Origin of the sequence: Pelotomaculum propionicicum (assembly GCF_004369225.1) — a bacterium.
Lineage (GTDB): Bacteria > Bacillota > Desulfotomaculia > Desulfotomaculales > Pelotomaculaceae > Pelotomaculum_B > Pelotomaculum_B propionicicum.
On the sequence record NZ_QFFZ01000005.1, the window covers coordinates 133,017 to 150,878 of the forward strand.

Sequence of the window (17,862 nt, forward strand, 5' to 3'; positions counted from 1 at the left end):
GAGCAGATGAGCGTCAAGGAGCGGGACGAGTTCGCCAGGATAGTCAATAAACTGCTGGCCAGCACTTTCATCACCCGCAGAAATGAGGAGAATAAGAAGGATTACTACTTTATTGAACGCAACGAGGAGCTTTTCCGCCAGTATTTGCGACTGGCCGGCTGGACCCTGACGGGCGACCGCAGTTACAGCGTCTACCAGGCGGTGAGCGACTTTCCGGCGAACCGCCTCCACTTGAGGCTGGAAGAGTCTATCATCCTGCTCATTATCAGGCTTTGTTACGAAGAAAAGCGCAAGGAAATAAACCTCACCGACAACATCCTGCTAAAAGTCAGGGAAATCCAGGACAAGTACGCGGCGCTGAAAATCCGGGCAAGGCCCATAGACAAGAAAAGCCTGAGGGAGGCCGTCAGCCTTTTCAAGCGCTTCAACATCCTGCAGCCGCTGGACGGCGACGTCACGGATCCCGAGTGCCGCCTGGAGGTCTACCCGACCGTCCTTTTTGCCGTGCGGGTGGACGACCTGCGCAGCGTTTACGACAAGCTGGAAAGTTACCGCAACGACAGTTCCCCCGGAGAGGAGGACGAGGAGCCGGACAATGAAAGAATTGACCAGAATTAAGCTGATCAACTGGCATTACTTTGAGAACGTGACCATCGAGATCAAAGGCAGCGCGCTGATTACCGGCGACAACGGGGTCGGCAAGTCGACTATTCTGGACGCCATTCAATACGTGCTGGTGGCAGACCTGCGCAAGGTCAAATTCAACATATCCGCTTTTGAAGAAACGAAGCGGGACCTGGCCGGCTACATCCGCTGCAAGACCGGCAGCGACACGGAGGGAGGCCTGCGCAGCCTGCGCAGCGGAGATATTACCTCCTATGTGGCGCTGGAGTTCTATGACGGCGTCAAGCGGCGTTACTTCCTGCTGGGCGTGGCCGTTGACTCTTACTCCGACGGCCGCACCTGGGACAGCAAGTTCTTCAAGGTGGAGGACTGCCGCCTGGAGGACAGCCTCTTCCTGGCCGGCAGGCGCCCCCGCAACATCCGCGAGCTGAAAACGGCGCTCAAGGAATACAAGTCCAGGTTTTACGCCACAGTGGAGGAGTACCAGAACGACCTCCTGGTCAAGCTCGGCAACCTGCGCAGCGACCGCTTCTTCCACCTGCTGGTCAAGGCCATCTCTTTCAAGCCGATTACCGACATCCGCCAATTCGTGTATTCATACGTTCTGGAGGAAAAACACGTCAACATTGAGGTGATGAAGGAAAACCTCCAGCGCTACAGGGAATACAGCGACCTGGCCGCCCGCACCAGGGAGAAGCTGGAGTTCCTGGCGGGCATTATTGATAAAAACAATGAGATCGTAAAAGAACAGGAGAAAGTGCTGCTGCAGGAGTATCTGATCCGGCGCGGCGCCCGGGACCACGCTTGCGCGCTGCTGCGGGCCAACCTGGAGGAAATGGCGAAAAACGAACAGGAACTGCAAAGGGCCGGCGTAAAGCTGGAGAAGGCCCGCGAAAACGAAGATCGCAGCAAGAAGGAGTACGAGAGCTACCGGGATGCCCTGGCCGCCAATTCAGCATTTCAGCTGGTGGAACGGCTGAAAGGGGAAATCGGCAATTTAACGCGCGGGCGGGAGGAATTGCAAAAGCGGCAGACCTGGGTCAAGACGGCGTCCGCCGGCGAAATGGCCCGCCTGGAGCAGTTGCAGTCCGCGGGGGGCGGACTTCTTTCACCGGACGAAAAGATGAATTTGCGGGTGTTGGGCGGATTCTTCCGCAACCTGGCTGAAGGGCGCCTGCCGGAGGCCGGGGAGAGCGCGGCTGTTGAAGGGCGGCCTTTTCAAGCGCAACTGGCCGGCGGCCGGGATGTCCTGGAAAAGCTGGAGCAACGCTTGAGCAGCCGTATCTGGGAAGCCGGGCTGCGCCAAAGGGAACTGGGTGAGGAGGAAGAAGTAATTAATGACGAATTGGCCGGCCTGCACAATAAAAAACATAAATATGACCAAAAAGTAAGAGAACTTCGAGACTTAATTTCAGAAAGATTTCAAAAAGAAAAAGGGCTTACAGTTGAGCCCAAAGTGCTCTGTGAACTCCTCGAAGTGCCGGACGAAAAGTGGCAGGACGCCGTGGAAGGCTGGCTCAACACCCAGCGCTTCGACCTGATCGTCGAACCGGAGCACTTTGACTTTGCCCTTTCCGTTTACGAAAGATACAAAAAAGAGCGGCGTATCTCCGGCGTGGGACTGGTCAACACGGCCAGGGTGGTGAGCTTCCTTGACAGAATGGAACCCGGCTGCCTGGCGGAAGAAGTGCGCTCGGAGAACCGCTACGCCCTGGCCTATGTCAGGCAACTGATGGGCAACGTGATCAAGTGCGAGAGCGAGCGGCAGCTCAAGCAGCACCGCCGCGCCATAACGCCCACCTGTATGACGTACGTCAACAACACTGCCAGGCAGATCAAATTTGAAGTTTATGAAACGCCCTTTATCGGAGAGCGCGCCTACGCACGTCAGATTTCCCGCAAAGAGTCCAGCCTGGCCCGGGTAAAGGCGGAACTTGAAGAGTTAAGCTGCGAAGTGACGGGACTCGAAAGCCTGCGCTCGCTCTGCTCCGTCAGGGACGGCCGCTACGTCCTGCTGCAGGAGAGGCTGGGCGTCTTCGGCGATCTGACTGCCGCGGAAAAACTGCTTGACGACAAGAAAAGGGAACTGGCGGCGGTGGACACCTCCGGCTTCGCCGGAATCCAGGTGCGGATGGAAGCGCTGAAGAACCGCATGGAGAACCTGCGCCAAAAGATTGAAGGGTATATAGCGAAACAGGCGGAATTGAAAACAGCCATCGAAAGCCTGCAGCAGAACCGTCTTGTTCTTGAGCGGGAGGCTGCCGGAGCGGAGGCTGCGCTGGCGGAGTTTGCGGCCGGCCATCCTGAAATAGTTGAGAAAGGCGCCCCGCGCTATGAGAAGGAGCTGCGCCGCCGCACGCCGGATAATATCGCGGCCAGTTTCCTGCACAACCAGAAAAGCCTGGAGGGCCTGATTGCCAACAAGCGAAACGAGCTTGTCGCTTTAAAGGTCAAATACAACAGTGACTATCACTTTGGCGGCAGGGCGGAGGCTGAAGAAATCGCGGAATACCTGCGTGAGCACAAAAAGCTGGCCGAAAGCGAACTGCCCGAGTACGAGGAAAGAATCAACCAGGCCAAGCGCGAGGCCGAGCAGGAGTTTAAGGAGCATTTTATCCACAAGCTCAGGGAGAACGTGGAAAATGCCAGGACCGAGTTTAATTTCCTGAATGACGCGCTGAAAAACGTGTCCTTCGGCAGCGACAGCTACCGCTTCCTGGTTGAGCCTTCGGTCCGCCACCGCCGCTTTTACGAGATGATTATGGACACCGAACTGGTGGAGGGAGGGGTTTCCCTCTTTGATTCCATCTTCCAGGAAAGGCACCGGGAGGCTATGGACGACCTGTTCGACAAAATAGTCAACACACCGGCTGAGCAGCTGCCGGAAAATGTGGCCGTTTACACCGACTACAGGACTTTCCTGGACTACGATATCAAAATCACCGACTACAACGGCGAGACCTCCACTTTTTCCAAGGTCTGCCGGGAGAAGTCCGGCGGCGAGACCCAGACACCCTACTATGTCGCCATCGTGGCCTCATTCGTCCAACTCTACCGCGCCAAGGTCAACCGTGACAGCATCCGCCTGATGATGTTCGACGAGGCCTTCAACCGGATGGACAGCGACCGGGTGGAGAACAGCCTGCGCTTCATCAACGAACTGGGCATGCAGGTGATCATCGCCGCGCCCACCGACAAGTGCGAGTACATCGCGCCGCATGTGCCCACCACCCTGCTGGTGCTGCGGGAAGGCCACTACAGCTGGATCGAGGACTACAAGCAGCTTAAACTGGCGGAAGAGGGCGCGCCGGAGAAAGATGCGGGTGAGACGGTGGCTTAACAAAAAAAATATTAGCAAATGGGTGAGATCGAAAATGAGAGATAAGGAAAAAATTAATGAAAAGAAACAAAACTATTTTTTTGTTTGATAAAAGTTGTCTTAAGAGGAATGTTTGCAGTGAGGATGAAAACCACGTATGATATTTTAAACGCCCTGCTGGATAGATACGAGCGAAGCGCCACAGGTAAAACAGAGCTTTCCCTGGAAACGGGAAATGCTGTAAACATGCTGCCAGGCGCGGGCCGGGCGTCCGGGGAAAGAAGTGATGGTACCGGGCCGGAAGGACAGTTCCCGGAAAAGCGTTTGGAGAACGTCGAAAAGCCCGCGCGCAGAATCTGGTTTCACTTCAACCGTAAAAACCTGCCGGCCTATTTTGACGATACCAGCGCCCGGCCAAAGTCGGAGATTAACGAGTCCTGCCTGGTCCTGGCCGGCCGGGGCCTGATCGAGATCCGCTGGGTCAAGCACGAGGAAGGCAACCTGATTGAAAAGGTGGCCTTAAACACCAAGGCGGTGGGAGATGCCTACCGCTACCTGGGACGGAAGCCGAGAGCCGCCGCCGCCAGTGAGGTGTGCGCGCTGGCCCGTACCTACTCCGCAGGCGCGCCCTCGTGGGCGGCTTCTTTTTTTAGTTGCATGGCTGAGCGCCTGAGCCGGGGGGAGAGCGTGGCCCGTTACTTTGACATCGGGGACCTGGAGCGGGTGGAATTATTGTTCAAAGCGGTCCGGGAAGCAGCCGTCTTAAAGGATGAAACACCGCGGCGCGTATTCAGCCAGCGGGTACTGGGCGACAGCAAGGCTTTCGACAGCGTGGCCGGGTCGCTGGCCCGCGCGGCCAGGGACTTTCACCCGGCTTTCCGGGCCGGTGAGGGAGAAGGCGAGGGCGAAAGAGAAGGCTGGGAACAGAAGGAAGTCCTGGCCGAACTGGGCCTGGTGGACAACCCGCAGCACCTGTTCATCAGCGGCCCCCTAAAGTTTTCCGTAGAAGGCCGCGTTGTCGATACCGAGGTTTTCACCCCGGACCTTGGCCTCCCCTCCGAAATGGTGCGGCAGATGGAGGTTTTGGAAATAAGCGCGGAGCGGGTCATCACCATTGAAAACCTGACCGCTTATTACGAATTTATTAAAAGACACCCTGGACGTTTTTTGACCGTCTACCTGGGCGGCTACCACAATTCACCCCGCCGCCTCTTCCTGACCAAGTTGCGCGGCTACCTGGAGGCTGCCGGCAGGGAGGTTGCCTTTTACCACTGGGGCGATATCGACTACGGCGGATTTACCATCTTCAACCACCTGCGCGGCAAATGCGGGTTGGAACTCAAGCCGCTCTGTATGGATGTCGCCACACTGCGGCGCTATGAGCAGTTCGGCCTTCCCTTCGACCGCGCTTACGGCCAAAGGCTGCGCCGCCTGCTGGAGCAAGAGGAGTACCGCCTTTTCCACGAAGTTATCCTTTACATGCTGGAGAAGGGCATCCGCCTGGAGCAGGAATGCGTGGAGGTGGACAGATAGTTCCTTACATATGAAGGGCGGAATATAAACATTCAGGGAATTTATGCGCGTTAGTCGCCCAATACCGCATTTTTTACTAAGCAGAGAGTCAAAAAGGCTCTTTTTCTCATTTTATTAATGTAAAATTATAGTATTATTTCTATTAATAAGAGGAATTTTACATATTATTCTCGAATACTTAATAAATTCTTTGCGAGGGTTAACGATATGATTACGTGAGTTTGAAATTTACTTCCAAAATAAAAAGCGCAGGATGGAGGCCGTCCGCACCGGGTTCAAAAAGGCATGGCAGGAGTGTGACTACGCATCATTAGTGTGGCTCGTAAGATTCCCGAGAACGCCCTCCAGGAGGATCCCAAGCTCCTCATGTGGTACAACCAAGCCCTGACAAGGACAGGAGGTGAAGCATGAACATGCAGATAACACCATTAACCCCATTATGGACCGGAGACGCAGAAAGAAAAGGAGAGCGTGTTCTGGAGACGGGTATTCTGGGTTCATTACGATGGTGGTACGAAGCTTTGATTCGTGGACTCAAATACTATGTCTGTGACTCAGGTGGCGGAACATGCGAATATAGGGAGAAAGAGAAGTTGGCAAGTATCTGCCCTGTTTGCCAGCTTTTCGGCTGTACTGGATATAGCAGGCGGTTTCGCCTCCAGGTCGAGGGCGGAAGTGGTGCTGGGCCGCTCCTGAAGGTGAAACTTCGGAATCCGGGGAATAACAAACACCTCGGCTGGCGAATTCCTGCCATTGTGGCAGACCCATTTACCCTGTCGTTCCTGCCCATGGGTGGTAGCGACATGGGAGATTTTGAGGCTGCCGTCCTTCGCTGTATCCTTCACCTGATTGAGCAATACGGAGCTCTAGGAGGCAAGACGAGCCAAGGACAGGGGGTTGTAAAGATCAAATGGGCCGGTAACCAGTCAACGAAGATGGATTTTGCCTTATTGTGTGAAGAACTTGCCAGATGTCCTGCTAATCAAGGTAAGAATCTTAACCGTATGCCGGACCTGAGAAACCTCGTTGGCGCCACGATACTACTTGATGATAACACATTGAATGCTTCAAGCATCTGGCAAGCAATCTCACTCACAGCAAAAAAAGAGAGAGAACTGTGGACTCCGCCTGCTGAGTCTAAATGGGTTCCTTCCTCCCCCGCAATACGGGCATTTTTACGGCAGTGGTTACGCGAGACTAGTAATTTCCCGGGATTTAACGAAAATCTTGTCCACGAACGCCATCGGCTGATGGGTACTACCCAGCAATGGGGTGACCCTCGACCACGAGAAAATAGAGATCGTCCTAAAGGTTCCGACGTCTTTGTCACACATTTTTATAAACTTGAAGGTCGCTGGACTATGCGGATCTTTGCATTCATCCCAATAGACGGCAACCAGGTAGAAACAGCGTTCCGCGCTTTGTTGTCGGACCCTTTCAAGTTAGAAAAGTTCATGGGACAAGTTGTTGGTGGCTTACGTCTACACGTGGAGCCCTATCCGGCAGACATTGAATCGATGTTCAAAGTGGGGGGTTGAATATGCCAGCGCAGCACATATTTGACTGGTACCTTGCAGAAATGGCCAAGGATGCCCAGAAGGATATCGAAGTTGAGAAAAGGAAAATAGGAGATACTCTCCTTATAGCAGCCAAAACGGCAGGCGATGTGTGGAAGCCCGAACTTGACCGTTTCTTCCCGGGCGCGTCCGACCTTGACAACCTCCCTGATGGTTCCTGGTTGCTCAGGTTGAGCTTTACCTTGGCAAGGCCCTTCACCAGCAAAACGGAAAACGAATTCCACCATTATGAAGAACGAGAAGTGAAAAAAAACCCCCTAAAGAAAAAGCCTTTTGAGGTTCATAGCCCCATTGTTAGGGATCACACAACGGGTTGGCCCATGGTCAAGCCGACGACCTGGAAGGGGCATTTAAGGTTCGCCGCCGAGCTGTTGAGTGGGGTAGATAAGAAGATTCTCCTTCAGTTGTTTGGTTCCAGCCGCGATGATGAGGGACAGACTGGCCGCTTGCACTTTTTTGCTACATTTTTTACAGGTAATACGGAAAAAGAGGTCATCACCTCGTTAGAACGCGACACAAGGACTCCCAATGATCGCGCCCCTATCACCGTAGAGACGGTTCCAGCAGGCTCGGAAGGTACGTTCTGCCTCCTCTATGTTCCCTGGCCCAAGGGTAGTAATTGGAAATCGGTTCAAGTTGCGCAAGATCTACAGGTAGCAATGATGGCGGTAAAAACCATGCTACTGGAATACGGTTTCTCAGCCAAGAAAACTGCCGGATGGGGGATAGTGCAAAATAAGCTGACAAAAGGGTCGCTGGTCCTGAAAGGTCCCATCTGGCCTGAACCGGGAGTTTCTAACGAGGGGTCTCTAGAACATTTCGAGGAGCCACAGGAAGAATTCCATAAGTATATAGATGACAAAGGCAACGTGAAAAATGAATACCTGCAAAACGGTCAATTTCTTAGTAGGTCCCAGTATAAAAGACGCAGGGAAGGAGACTCTGCCAATTTCGAGGCTTTCAAGGCATGGTACCAAAAATCGGGGAGTACATGGGCTGCTCGACGTGCTGGTAAATTAGAGTCTGCTCCAGTTACTGAAGCAAAAAAAACTAAAACATACCAAGTGTGCTATGTTACAGATTTGGTCGGACTTGGGGAGCAGCTGGCCAGTACAATTGCAGCCGGAGAGGAGGATGCAAATGCCTAATCTTCTATCCAACATTGAAAAACAAAAGGATGCCATCCTCCTGGGCGAGATCGGCGCCCTTTTACACATGTTCGGTAAGGCATCTTCAGAGTTTTTACAGGCATATTCGGTGGAGGGTGGAGCACAAGATACTCACCAAGACCCGAAAAATTTTCCAGAACTTTGGTCGCGGCTTAATAGACCTGAACTAAAAGATATTTTTTCTTTCCCATTACACGGTCAAGTAGAAAAGCTGAGGGGAAGCTTTACCGATTTTATCGGGAAATATAAGGGTAAAGCTCCAGATTGTATGCTGCTACAGCTTTTTAATACCTGTCACGGGAAGACGTCTTCTGACGAGAAAGGGGTAGTACGAAGGAAACCATCGATTAACGATATGTGGATTTCCACACCTTTCGGCTACAACAAGGACCGGAGGATCGATCCGGCATGTATTGACACTATGCGTATTGAGATGGATAAGAAACTGGCACGTGCTCTTGACCTCTACCTTAACAATTCCTGCGGTATAGAAGACTTATGGGAAACGGCAGTGCAAGTTCTGCAGCCCGGATTATCTCAAGCCCTTGGAGAAACGCGATTGCCGGCCAACGACGTAAACCTCTGGGCGCAATCTAGAGGGGTGGCTTCACTTTTTAAGCCGGTTCTGGTCTCGTTGGCCATAGGCAAGGACCCGTGTCCAATGAAAAACGGTAAATACGATTACAACGACGTACGATGGCGTCTGCTCGGCGTGGGCTGGAACGGGCTTGGTTTTATCGAGTGTGGTCGCAAACCATCCGATATCATGCACCGGCAGGAGATTCTAAATACTGTGACCAAAGAAGTCCGGCGGGTGATAGAGGTCGAATTTCCCCTGGGAAACCTGGTCTATCGGGACTTGAGCGGGCTGTTTTTCACGTTTCCCGGAGTTACAGACGATGACGTGGCAGAAGAACTTGTCCAGGAACTTGCCACAAAAATCGTTCCGCTTATTCGCAAGCATTCCAATGATGAGCTCTGGCCTTTCCTTACCCTCAGCAAACCTCGTCGCACCATGACAATGATTGCTAAAGAGATGCAGAGCCGCGACGGTTTGGCGGCAGTACCCCGGGTGGCGACTATTCTGTCGATAGAGAGAGAAGACTCATCCAGAGAAGAGCACCTTCTTATGGATGGATCTGATCTCACAGGTCCCGCCACTGGCCAGGATGTCTGTTCAGTTTGCGGGTTCCGTAGTAAACCTGCAACCGACGAAACCTGTTCTATTTGCTGGGAGCGACGTCAGGACCGGCAGTATGAGTGGCAGTCAAAGCGGCAAGGGCAGACCATTTGGATAGACGAGGTTGCCGATGCCCGCAATCGTGTTGCTCTTCTTACCATCCGCTTCGATTTATCGCGCTGGCTTAGCGGGGAGCGGCTGATGACTGTTTTTTCTCAGAGTTATAATGACTGGTATAACTCCGCGAGGCTACAGCGTATCCTAAGAAACCCTCAACAGGCACGAAAACTCAATACTCTCCTGAATTCATCCGCGGTAGCACCGACCGTTGAAGCTGTTACAGGCATTTTGGAATTCATATTGGCTGATCCGGTTAAAGATACTGGCTTTAAAGTACCATTGTTAAATACCTTTTTTGAGGATATTGACGCCTCGCCACAACCGGGGGAGAACAATTATATCCTCCGATTCTTGGACAATTTGCGAGGTAAAATCAATAAGGATCCTTCATACTCCTTAACGGCCGAAGATTTAGCCACTTCGATTTTCACCCAAAACCCTTCTCCAGGACGGCTTGCCAGGATATGGGAGGAAACTGAGGAGTATCTGTGGCTTTGGCTTTCCCGGGTGAACAGTAGTATATTTCCGATTAAGCCCCAACGATTCATTTTCAAAACCTATTCCGCGGTAGACGGAGTACGGGCAGGTCAAACCTACCGTATCGTTGTACCGGGCCTTATACCGAAAGAGATGGTAGTTCTTTGTCTTGATAATGGTGGACAAGATTTCCTTACTGTCGATTCGCTGGCAAAGTTCCGATTGGAACGGGATGACGTCCGCTTTCAAGGATTGTCGGCTGTTCAGCAAGCAATTGTTGAAGGTGGCATAATCTCATGGGTCGATGAGGAAACAAGCGAGCAACTGAGTCAGGCAGTTTCTCCCAGCAATCCCGTCAGGATAGATGGAAACCGGTTTGCAGTCGAACCATACCTTCCTTATACTGTTCTTGCCTTCTCGCCGGTTTTCTGCCAGGTACTATTCCCGGCGGACAGCATTCCTGCCGTATTGAAGCAGCTTTTAGCTCTCTATAATGAACGTTTTCAAAAAGTGCAAGGAAAACTCCCTATACACGTGAACTTATTGGCCGCCAAGCGTAAATACCCGCTCTACGCGCTTTTGGATGCCGGGCAGCAGATTCTTAATCACCCGTCTTTTGGAAAAGGACTAATGTTGTCTCCCTGGTGGGAAACATCCAGCCTGTCGGGGGATCCCTTCTTCAGCGCCTATCCATCCAAATCGGCAAGTAACGGTAAACATAACATTACCGAGCTTACAGTTGTAAGCGGCTCACAAGCGATCTGGATGACACCGGGCTACTTCGATTTCGACTTACTAGGCTCAACGGCCGATCGCCACAGGTTGAATTATGAAGGCAGGAAAGATCATTGGCCCGTCCGGCCGTCAGTTGGTTACGGCCGAATCCGTCCGAGGCCGTTTCCCCTTCATTACCTGCAAAGAATGTTTGAAATATGGGATGACCTGTATGAACTCAGCCGTGCGCAGCGACATCAACTTGAAGATGCGCTGCGGACCAAGTTGGAGGAATGGGTACAGGTAGGAGAAGAGTATATGTCTGTATTCGTGAGGTTTGGCAGGGTGGTTCTACGTGACGCATATGGCGATAAGTGGCAGAAACTTTCTGTTGAAACAAAACGCCGATTAGAGGGTTCATTGGAGGACGGGCTATTATTAGAGACATTGGAGCTTTTCCAGCATGTAATAAAGGAGGGTTCGCTTAATGAATGAGCCGAAGCAATATCTGGCCTTGTGTCTTGACCCGGTGCATGTCGGCACTGGCGGTTACCAGTTGGGGCGGGTTGACATGAGTATTGTACGGGAGCCGGCGACGGGGATTCCGAAAGTTCCCGGCACCTCACTGGCCGGTGCAATTAGAGCTTATGCCGAGCAAGCGAAGGAAGAAGATGCGAGTCTCCCCGACATTGATACAGTTTTCGGCACGTCCGAGGGCGAAAAGGGGAAACAGGGAATGGTCCGTTTCTTTGACATGCAGGTGGTCCTCTTTCCCGTTAATTCGCACCTGGGGACCGTTTGGGTGAGTACTGCGGAAAGGTTACTGGTTTGGACCAAGCTATTTTCTGGCGTTGGGAAAAAGGACTGGCCTAAAGGCCCTCAGGACGAAGATAAATTTATCCCGTTGAATGGTCTAGAAAGTGGCAAACCGCTCCAGCTCGGCTGGCTTCTTTTGGAAGCCGATGCGGCGAAGGTTACCGATGTTGGTGAAGTATTACCCCAAACACTTACGTTTGTGAAAAAAGTGGCCATGGTATCAGACAAAATGTTCTACCATCTGGTCAATGACCACCTGGAGGTCAGGACTTCGGTCAGTATAGACAGAGAAACCGGTGCTGCTAAACCCGGGGCCCTGTTTACCTACGAGGCCATCCCACGCGGTACCGTCCTGGGATTTGAAGTGGCCATTGATGAGCGACGCAGCGGTGGTGTAGGAGTCGAAGACGTTAATAAACTTCTCCGAAAGGCGTATAGAGTGCTCAAGCTTCTCGGCATCGGTGGTATGGGGACTCGGGGATTTGGGCGTCTTGAAGTTTTGTGCAACGATAATAATGGGGGAATGCCAGTTGATTAATCTCGATTTCCTCTGCATGAAGACGGCTCAAGAGATGATAGAGATCGAGGATACACCAAAAGAAAAGGAAAACGTGGTCACCAAGGGTCTTGGGGTGCTATTGGAAAATGGGCCTTATGGGCTCATCCTGTATCTTGAAACCAATGCGAAAGTACGCATTGGCAAGCATTATATAAAACACCTTATTGGTTTGTGCCGACACGCTCAGCTTAAATACTTGGTAGTAACCGCGCCTGACAATACTGATTTTGGGCAAGTTACCAAATGGCTGCAGGACTTGGCTGTTAATATTGATAATTATTTATTTGTTAAACGTTTGTGGCAGCAGACACTGACCTATGCCCGATACCATGCCAAAGCGCTTGATGTGGATGAATCACCAGCGGCAGAGGTGAACAGTCGATGACCTGGCAGCGACTGCTTTTATGCTTTGAACTGCAAAGCCCACTCCATATTGGGTTTTTACCAAACAGGCCCGGAACTGTTTTAGCTCCAACCCGCGGCTATGTTCCAGGTAAAGCCGTGTGGGGAGCCGTTACAGCAGGCTTGACCCCAAGATTGTGCAAATCACCTACGGCCAGGCAATTTCGGCAAGTTGGAGAAGAGATAAAGCGGCAGGTGTTTTTCTCCTATTTTTATCTCTCTGACGGAGAGCAGATCTTTATTCCGGCATACACCCCAAACGGTCTGAAATGGGATAATTACGACGACAGGGCATTCCGCGCTATGTTCTTGGAATCATATGTTTCTACTCGCATTGACGACCAAGCAGGAATCGCCGCAGATTCGAGCCTACACGAAATCGAATTTATCCGGGACCTTACCGGTTACCGTGGAGAGGCGGTGCGGAGAGTTTTACTGATCGGCGCCGTTTGGATGATTTGTGCGTCCGGGGTTTTGGGACATCCGCTGACAATCTGTGATGGATCGATATTGTGTGGGGATATTAACATCTTCGAAGGACTCACCATTGGTGGTGAGAGGAACTATGGCTTTGGACGGATAGATCGCATAGAAGTCCCGAAAAAGTGCCGGGCGAGGGCTGAGGAGATATGGAAATCTGCCCCTGATCAAGACATACTACTTGATTATGAACAACCCCTCATCGGACATTTACCCTATCGCGCAGATTGCGTGTTCTTTGGAGATATCGAAGTGCTTGCAGGGCGAGAGTACCGAACTACCGATACAGATGCCCCTTTTATCAATCCGGGCAAGCATATTTTCAGCGAAGGCGCTCATTTTGTTCCGGGGACCAGAGTTTGTAATACCGGAGTTAACCGTGTTAGGATGGATTCTTGGGGGCGGCTTTTCTGGCAGTAGTCGATTACACCAAGTTCTGAAGTATCCTATAAGGATAATCACATAGGCTTGAAGGTAATGCAATTTGGCAATTGGTCATGGGCACAGAATATGGCGAGATAGATATCATAGACATCCAAACACTATGGGGTGATACTACCTACAGCGTCTAGTTGTCCAACCATGACTCCGTCGTCCGTGTTCCTGCTTCCAGACTCAAGCCTTTGGAGAATGCTAGTATAGGATCACCGGACAATATTGCCTACGTGGCTTCTGCCGTACAGGTGGTCTATACGCTGGTTCAGGAGGATGTTCTGCTTATGACCATCGAAGCCTCCCTCATCCCGCTGCCATACCGAATCCGGGCATTGTCCCGCGCCATTTTTTCGAGAGCTTTGTAGCGGTGAATATCACTATAAACTGTTACTATACCATATAGCGTCTGGATAAAAATACCTCTCCCTGGAAATAATACAATCTGAAGGGGGAGGTTTTTTGTATTATACAGTTCTGATTTCAACAAGCTGCTTCCTTAACTTTTTCGGAAAATTTTTCTGTATCAAACAGTTTAATTATTATCCTGTTATGAAAGGCGCGGTGGCTTGAAATGGAACTACTCGTAACCAACTACGGCTCCTTTCTGGGCAAGAAGAGCGAGCGGTTAGTGCTGAAAGAAAACGGCAAGGTTGTAAGCGAAATCCCTTTCCACGACCTTGAGCAGGTGATCATCGACACGCCCGGCGCCAGCCTGTCCACGGACATGATCAGGGAGTGCGTCGAGCACGGTGTCCAGATCAGTTTTCTCACCCCTTCCGGAAAACCGTTTGCCAAACTGGTTTCCCCGTACCTTACCGGGACGGTGATTACCCGCCGCGAACAGCTAATGGCCTTTTTCGACGAAAGGGGCGTTTCACTGGCCAAGCTTTTTATAGAGGGAAAGCTGAAGAACCAGGTCAATGTTCTAAAATATTTTTCAAAATACCGTAAAGGTGTGGACAAGGGCCTCTATGAGATCCTGCATGGTATTATATGCCAGATAGAGCAAATATCGGGCCAGCTTAAAGAAGTTAAAGGCAAATGCATAGACGATGCCCGCGGACAGTTAATGTCCATTGAGGGACGCGCCGGGAACCTCTACTGGCAAGGCATCAAGATGCTGACCGGCGATAAGATAAGCTTTCCCGGGCGGGAACACCGGGACAGCGCCGATCCGGTCAACTCCCTGTTGAATTATGGCTACGGGATGCTTTACAGGCAGGTGGAAGGCGCTTTGATCCTGGCAGGCCTTGATCCTTTCGGCGGTTTTCTGCATGTTGACCGCCCTGGAAAACTTAGCCTGGTCTACGACTTTGTCGAGGAGTTCCGGCAGCAGGTGGTGGACCGGGTGGTAATTGCGATGGTAAACAAAGGTTTCGCGATAGATATGGAAGAAGGTATGCTTTCAAATAACACAAAACGCGACCTTTCAGACAGGATCAGGGAAAGACTGGAAAGCCAGGAGAAGTTCCAGGGCAGAAAATACAAACTGCGGACGATAATTCAAAGCCAGGCCCGCCGTGTAGCCACTTTTCTACGTGGGGAGGCCAAATACCGGCCCTTTGTCGGCGGGTGGTAAAATGAAAACCATTGTAATTTACGACATCGAAGAGGATAAAGTCCGCACCAAGATATTTGAAGCCTGCAAGGATTACGGCCTTACCCACATTCAGTATTCGGCCTTCTTCGGCGAACTGAATCACAACCGGAGAGGTGAGTTAAAACAAAGGTTAAGGAAGACTCTTGGCAGGAAGAACGGCAAGATTTTGATTTGCCCGGTTTGCGATAAGGATTTAAAATTGCTGGAAGCGATTGTTGTTGAGCCGGGGGCTGTCCTGGATGCTTAAGCTTCGAGTTACCGATATAAAGCAATATATTTACTGCCCGCGAATTATTTATTTTACCTATGTCTGCCCGGTTGAGAAAAAGATCACCAGGAAGATGCAATACGGCCGGGAGGCCCACCTGGAGCTGGACAGGCTGGAAAAGAGAAGAACCTTCAAGCGCTACAACTTTAAAGAAGGGGAACGGAAATTCCATACCGGTCTCTATTCCTTGCGCCTCGGTCTGGAAGGCAAATTGGACATGCACATTGTGGCGGGGGGAGAAATTTTTCCTGTCGAATTTAAACACAGTTCACAGGGGCCATCTTTAAATCACAAATACCAGCTTGTCGCGTACGCCATGCTGTTGGAGGAGGCTTACAACAAGCCTGTGCGTTACGGTTTTATATACATTGACGACGGTAAGGTAATTCCTGTGGAGGTTACTCCGAACGCCCGTGTTTTTGTTAAGGAAATGTTGGAAAAGATACGGCTCATGGTATCAAAGGAATCGATGCCTGATAAAACGCTGCAAAAGGGCAAGTGCATCGACTGTGAATATCGCAATTTTTGTGGAGACGTGAGGTGACCTTGGTTCTATGTATTTTTTAACCGACGAAGAAAGAAAGCAGCTCTTAAAGAATCTGCTGCCGCGTTCCAGGCAAATGGAAACAGCTGAGGAGCTCCGGGGCTGGAACTGGCACCAACCGCCGTTGGCGCCTGTATACGACATAAAACTGGCTCTTTACGAGGTGGCCAACTCTTACTGTAATACCGGCCGGGATCTTTATCTCAGAAGGGTAGACAGGATCAAGGCAAAACCTAATTTGGCAATGATCAGGGGTAAAATTTTTCACGAAATACTTGTTCGTGTCCTCGTAAGGGCTAAAAGGCTGATTTATGAAAAAGGAGTCGGCAATTTTCAGGAAATAATTAAAAAATTGAACACTCCTCTGGATTTGAGTTTTCTTTCGGAGTACCAAAGCCGGCTTCAAGAAGACGAGTTTGTAGAACTTCAGAGAAAGTCCGCTATTATTGCCGCCTTTGAAAACGCCAGGGTTTCCGCGCGGATTCAGGAGATCCTTATTAAACAGCCTTATATAGCCGAAGATTCCCTTGCCGCCCTGGCGATACCGGTGGTTGTGGAGCAAAAGTTGGACGGAACCTTCCTTGGGCTAAGCGCAAACCTCAGCGCCGACGCCTTTACCTTTTCCGAGCCGATGGTACTGGATTTGAAATTCGGTGAGCCGAAGAAGTTTCACCGGCTAACCACCACAGGTTACGCTTTGGTTATGGAAGCGATTCACGAGTTTCCGGTAAACCTGGGCTGTCTTGTATATGCTGAGTTTAAGGGCGACCGCCTGGTTGTGAAAAAAGACATTCATATTATTGACGATGAACTCAGGCAGTGGTTTATTGAAGAGCGGGATAATAAAATGAGAATGATCTATGAGGAGATTGATCCAGGTTATGGAGAATGCCGCGATCATTGCCCCTATATTTTGCAGTGCCGGGGGTAAAATAAAGAAGGGTTAAAGAAGGGTTTTTAAAAATAAACTTGAATTCTCAAATAGATGTAAAAAACTTGGATTTTCGCAAATGAAGGGGGTTTTGATGCAGAAAAGGGTCTTTCGAAAAAAAGGACGTACCGAGCATTTCTTAGCATCTAATAAAACCAGTAATACCAATGGTTTCAAACGAAGTTCACGGTCGGTTACACTGCCGCTCCCGATAACAAGGGGACTGAAAGTCATCCTTTCTGCCCGTTCGCCCGGGCCAGGCTAGAGTTACACTGCCGCTCCCGATAACAAGGGGACTGAAAGACGGACGAGACGCAGTAGTGGGAAAAATACCTGATATAATGTTACACTGCCGCTCCCGATAACAAGGGGACTGAAAGAGGGTAAAAAGCAGGTGGTTGCGGGTGCCGTATGGCCTGGTTACACTGCCGCTCCCGATAACAAGGGGACTGAAAGCGAACTCCAGCACACTTTTGCCTTGCGCTTTGTTTTCGTTACACTGCCGCTCCCGATAACAAGGGGACTGAAAGCATAGATATTGACAACCTGACTGTCGTCCTTCCAAATGGTTACACTGCCGCTCCCGATAACAAGGGGACTGAAAGCAGTTCAAGCAACCAGCGGTGATATACTCATCCCCCTGTTACACTGCCGCTCCCGATAACAAGGGGACTGAAAGTTTTCCATTTTACCACTTGATATATTAAAATAATATAGTTACACTGCCGCTCCCGATAACAAGGGGACTGAAAGAAGAAATATCGTATAGATTTTGTTGACGAATTAATACGTTACACTGCCGCTCCCGATAACAAGGGGACTGAAAGGAAATAGCAACATTTACAGGAGTAATACTTTTAATAATGTTACACTGCCGCTCCCGATAACAAGCCCAGCGGTAAAATGTCAAGCACCAATTTCGAGAAAACTGGAAAATATTTTGTCCTGGGAAAGCAAAAAAGGCAATAAAAAACTGATCCCAGATACTCAACTGGTAATAACTGGGCAACCAAGAAGGCGGTCACTTATAGGAGGCGATCAACCACCCCTCTTTCTAGGAATATATAGCTGGTTCGTGCGCAGCAAAGCATAAACCAGCCGGACCAGTTTTCTG

The 17,862-nt window shown here is 50.7% G+C and carries 13 protein-coding genes and 1 CRISPR repeat array; all 13 genes read left to right on the forward strand.

Features of this window, described 5'->3' with window-relative positions; all coding sequences use genetic code 11:
- The first annotated feature begins 6 nt into the window (after positions 1 to 6).
- The 13 genes from Pmgp_RS03990 (at position 7) to cas4a (ending at position 16,748) form a co-directional block, all read left to right on the forward strand.
- The gene (locus Pmgp_RS03990; RefSeq protein WP_153189182.1) at positions 7 to 618 is read left to right on the forward strand and encodes a DUF4194 domain-containing protein; all 612 of its coding nucleotides are present in this window, start codon (positions 7 to 9) and stop codon (positions 616 to 618) included.
- Positions 596 to 3,964: an ATP-binding protein gene (locus tag Pmgp_RS03995; protein WP_134212674.1), complete on the forward strand. Its 3,369-nt coding sequence runs from the start codon at positions 596 to 598 to the stop codon at positions 3,962 to 3,964. The genes Pmgp_RS03990 and Pmgp_RS03995 overlap by 23 nt, the downstream gene beginning before the upstream one ends.
- A 123-nt stretch (positions 3,965 to 4,087) precedes the next feature.
- Entirely contained in the window at positions 4,088 to 5,476 is a 1,389-nt protein-coding gene (locus Pmgp_RS04000; RefSeq protein WP_243119721.1) for a Wadjet anti-phage system protein JetD domain-containing protein, read from the forward strand.
- A gap of 407 nt (positions 5,477 to 5,883) precedes the next feature.
- Positions 5,884 to 7,014 carry a type III-B CRISPR module RAMP protein Cmr1 gene (gene cmr1, locus Pmgp_RS04010; protein WP_134212676.1) on the forward strand — a complete coding sequence of 377 codons (1,131 nt, stop codon included), beginning with the start codon at positions 5,884 to 5,886 and terminating at the stop codon, positions 7,012 to 7,014.
- A gap of 2 nt (positions 7,015 to 7,016) precedes the next feature.
- On the forward strand, positions 7,017 to 8,201 hold the full coding sequence (locus tag Pmgp_RS04015; RefSeq protein ID WP_134212677.1) for an RAMP superfamily CRISPR-associated protein: 1,185 nt from the start codon (positions 7,017 to 7,019) through the stop codon (positions 8,199 to 8,201).
- Entirely contained in the window at positions 8,194 to 11,208 is a 3,015-nt protein-coding gene (locus Pmgp_RS04020) for a CRISPR-associated protein Csx11 (protein WP_192902775.1), read from the forward strand. Before Pmgp_RS04015 ends, Pmgp_RS04020 begins: the two co-directional genes overlap by 8 nt.
- Positions 11,201 to 12,067: a type III-B CRISPR module RAMP protein Cmr4 gene (gene cmr4 / locus Pmgp_RS04025; protein WP_134212679.1), complete on the forward strand. Its 867-nt coding sequence runs from the start codon at positions 11,201 to 11,203 to the stop codon at positions 12,065 to 12,067. The genes Pmgp_RS04020 and cmr4 overlap by 8 nt, the downstream gene beginning before the upstream one ends.
- The gene (locus Pmgp_RS04030) at positions 12,060 to 12,473 is read left to right on the forward strand and encodes a hypothetical protein (protein WP_134212680.1); all 414 of its coding nucleotides are present in this window, start codon (positions 12,060 to 12,062) and stop codon (positions 12,471 to 12,473) included. Before cmr4 ends, Pmgp_RS04030 begins: the two co-directional genes overlap by 8 nt.
- The gene (locus Pmgp_RS04035) at positions 12,470 to 13,390 is read left to right on the forward strand and encodes a hypothetical protein (protein WP_134212681.1); all 921 of its coding nucleotides are present in this window, start codon (positions 12,470 to 12,472) and stop codon (positions 13,388 to 13,390) included. Before Pmgp_RS04030 ends, Pmgp_RS04035 begins: the two co-directional genes overlap by 4 nt.
- Before the next feature lie 586 nt (positions 13,391 to 13,976).
- A complete protein-coding gene (gene cas1, locus Pmgp_RS04045) occupies positions 13,977 to 14,984 on the forward strand; it encodes a CRISPR-associated endonuclease Cas1 (RefSeq protein ID WP_134212683.1) in 1,008 nt (335 codons plus the stop codon).
- A 1-nt stretch (position 14,985) separates the two neighbouring features.
- Positions 14,986 to 15,252: a CRISPR-associated endonuclease Cas2 gene (cas2, locus tag Pmgp_RS04050; protein ID WP_134212684.1), complete on the forward strand. Its 267-nt coding sequence runs from the start codon at positions 14,986 to 14,988 to the stop codon at positions 15,250 to 15,252.
- Positions 15,245 to 15,817 carry a CRISPR-associated protein Cas4 gene (gene cas4 / locus Pmgp_RS04055; protein WP_134212685.1) on the forward strand — a complete coding sequence of 191 codons (573 nt, stop codon included), beginning with the start codon at positions 15,245 to 15,247 and terminating at the stop codon, positions 15,815 to 15,817. The genes cas2 and cas4 overlap by 8 nt, the downstream gene beginning before the upstream one ends.
- Positions 15,818 to 15,827: 10 nt before the next feature.
- The gene (gene cas4a, locus Pmgp_RS04060; protein ID WP_134212686.1) at positions 15,828 to 16,748 is read left to right on the forward strand and encodes a type I-A CRISPR-associated protein Cas4/Csa1; all 921 of its coding nucleotides are present in this window, start codon (positions 15,828 to 15,830) and stop codon (positions 16,746 to 16,748) included.
- A 193-nt stretch (positions 16,749 to 16,941) separates the two neighbouring features.
- A CRISPR array of direct repeats spans positions 16,942 to 17,575; the repeat unit is 37 nt; unit sequence GTTACACTGCCGCTCCCGATAACAAGGGGACTGAAAG.
- The last annotated feature ends 287 nt before the right edge of the window (positions 17,576 to 17,862 follow it).

What these genes read in the sequence shown, in the direction of transcription:
- Pmgp_RS04035 (WP_134212681.1), top strand. Translation starts at nt 12,470, where the DNA reads ATGACCTGGCAGCGACTGCTTTTATGCTTTGAACTGCAAAGCCCACTC.
- cas4a (WP_134212686.1), top strand. Translation starts at nt 15,828, where the DNA reads ATGTATTTTTTAACCGACGAAGAAAGAAAGCAGCTCTTAAAGAATCTG.
- cmr4 (WP_134212679.1), top strand. Translation starts at nt 11,201, where the DNA reads ATGAATGAGCCGAAGCAATATCTGGCCTTGTGTCTTGACCCGGTGCAT.
- Pmgp_RS04000 (WP_243119721.1), top strand. Translation starts at nt 4,088, where the DNA reads ATGAAAACCACGTATGATATTTTAAACGCCCTGCTGGATAGATACGAG.
- cmr1 (WP_134212676.1), top strand. Translation starts at nt 5,884, where the DNA reads ATGAACATGCAGATAACACCATTAACCCCATTATGGACCGGAGACGCA.
- Pmgp_RS04015 (WP_134212677.1), top strand. Translation starts at nt 7,017, where the DNA reads ATGCCAGCGCAGCACATATTTGACTGGTACCTTGCAGAAATGGCCAAG.
- Pmgp_RS04020 (WP_192902775.1), top strand. Translation starts at nt 8,194, where the DNA reads ATGCCTAATCTTCTATCCAACATTGAAAAACAAAAGGATGCCATCCTC.
- cas4 (WP_134212685.1), top strand. Translation starts at nt 15,245, where the DNA reads ATGCTTAAGCTTCGAGTTACCGATATAAAGCAATATATTTACTGCCCG.
- Pmgp_RS03990 (WP_153189182.1), top strand. Translation starts at nt 7, where the DNA reads ATGAGCGTCAAGGAGCGGGACGAGTTCGCCAGGATAGTCAATAAACTG.
- Pmgp_RS03995 (WP_134212674.1), top strand. Translation starts at nt 596, where the DNA reads ATGAAAGAATTGACCAGAATTAAGCTGATCAACTGGCATTACTTTGAG.
- cas2 (WP_134212684.1), top strand. Translation starts at nt 14,986, where the DNA reads ATGAAAACCATTGTAATTTACGACATCGAAGAGGATAAAGTCCGCACC.
- cas1 (WP_134212683.1), top strand. Translation starts at nt 13,977, where the DNA reads ATGGAACTACTCGTAACCAACTACGGCTCCTTTCTGGGCAAGAAGAGC.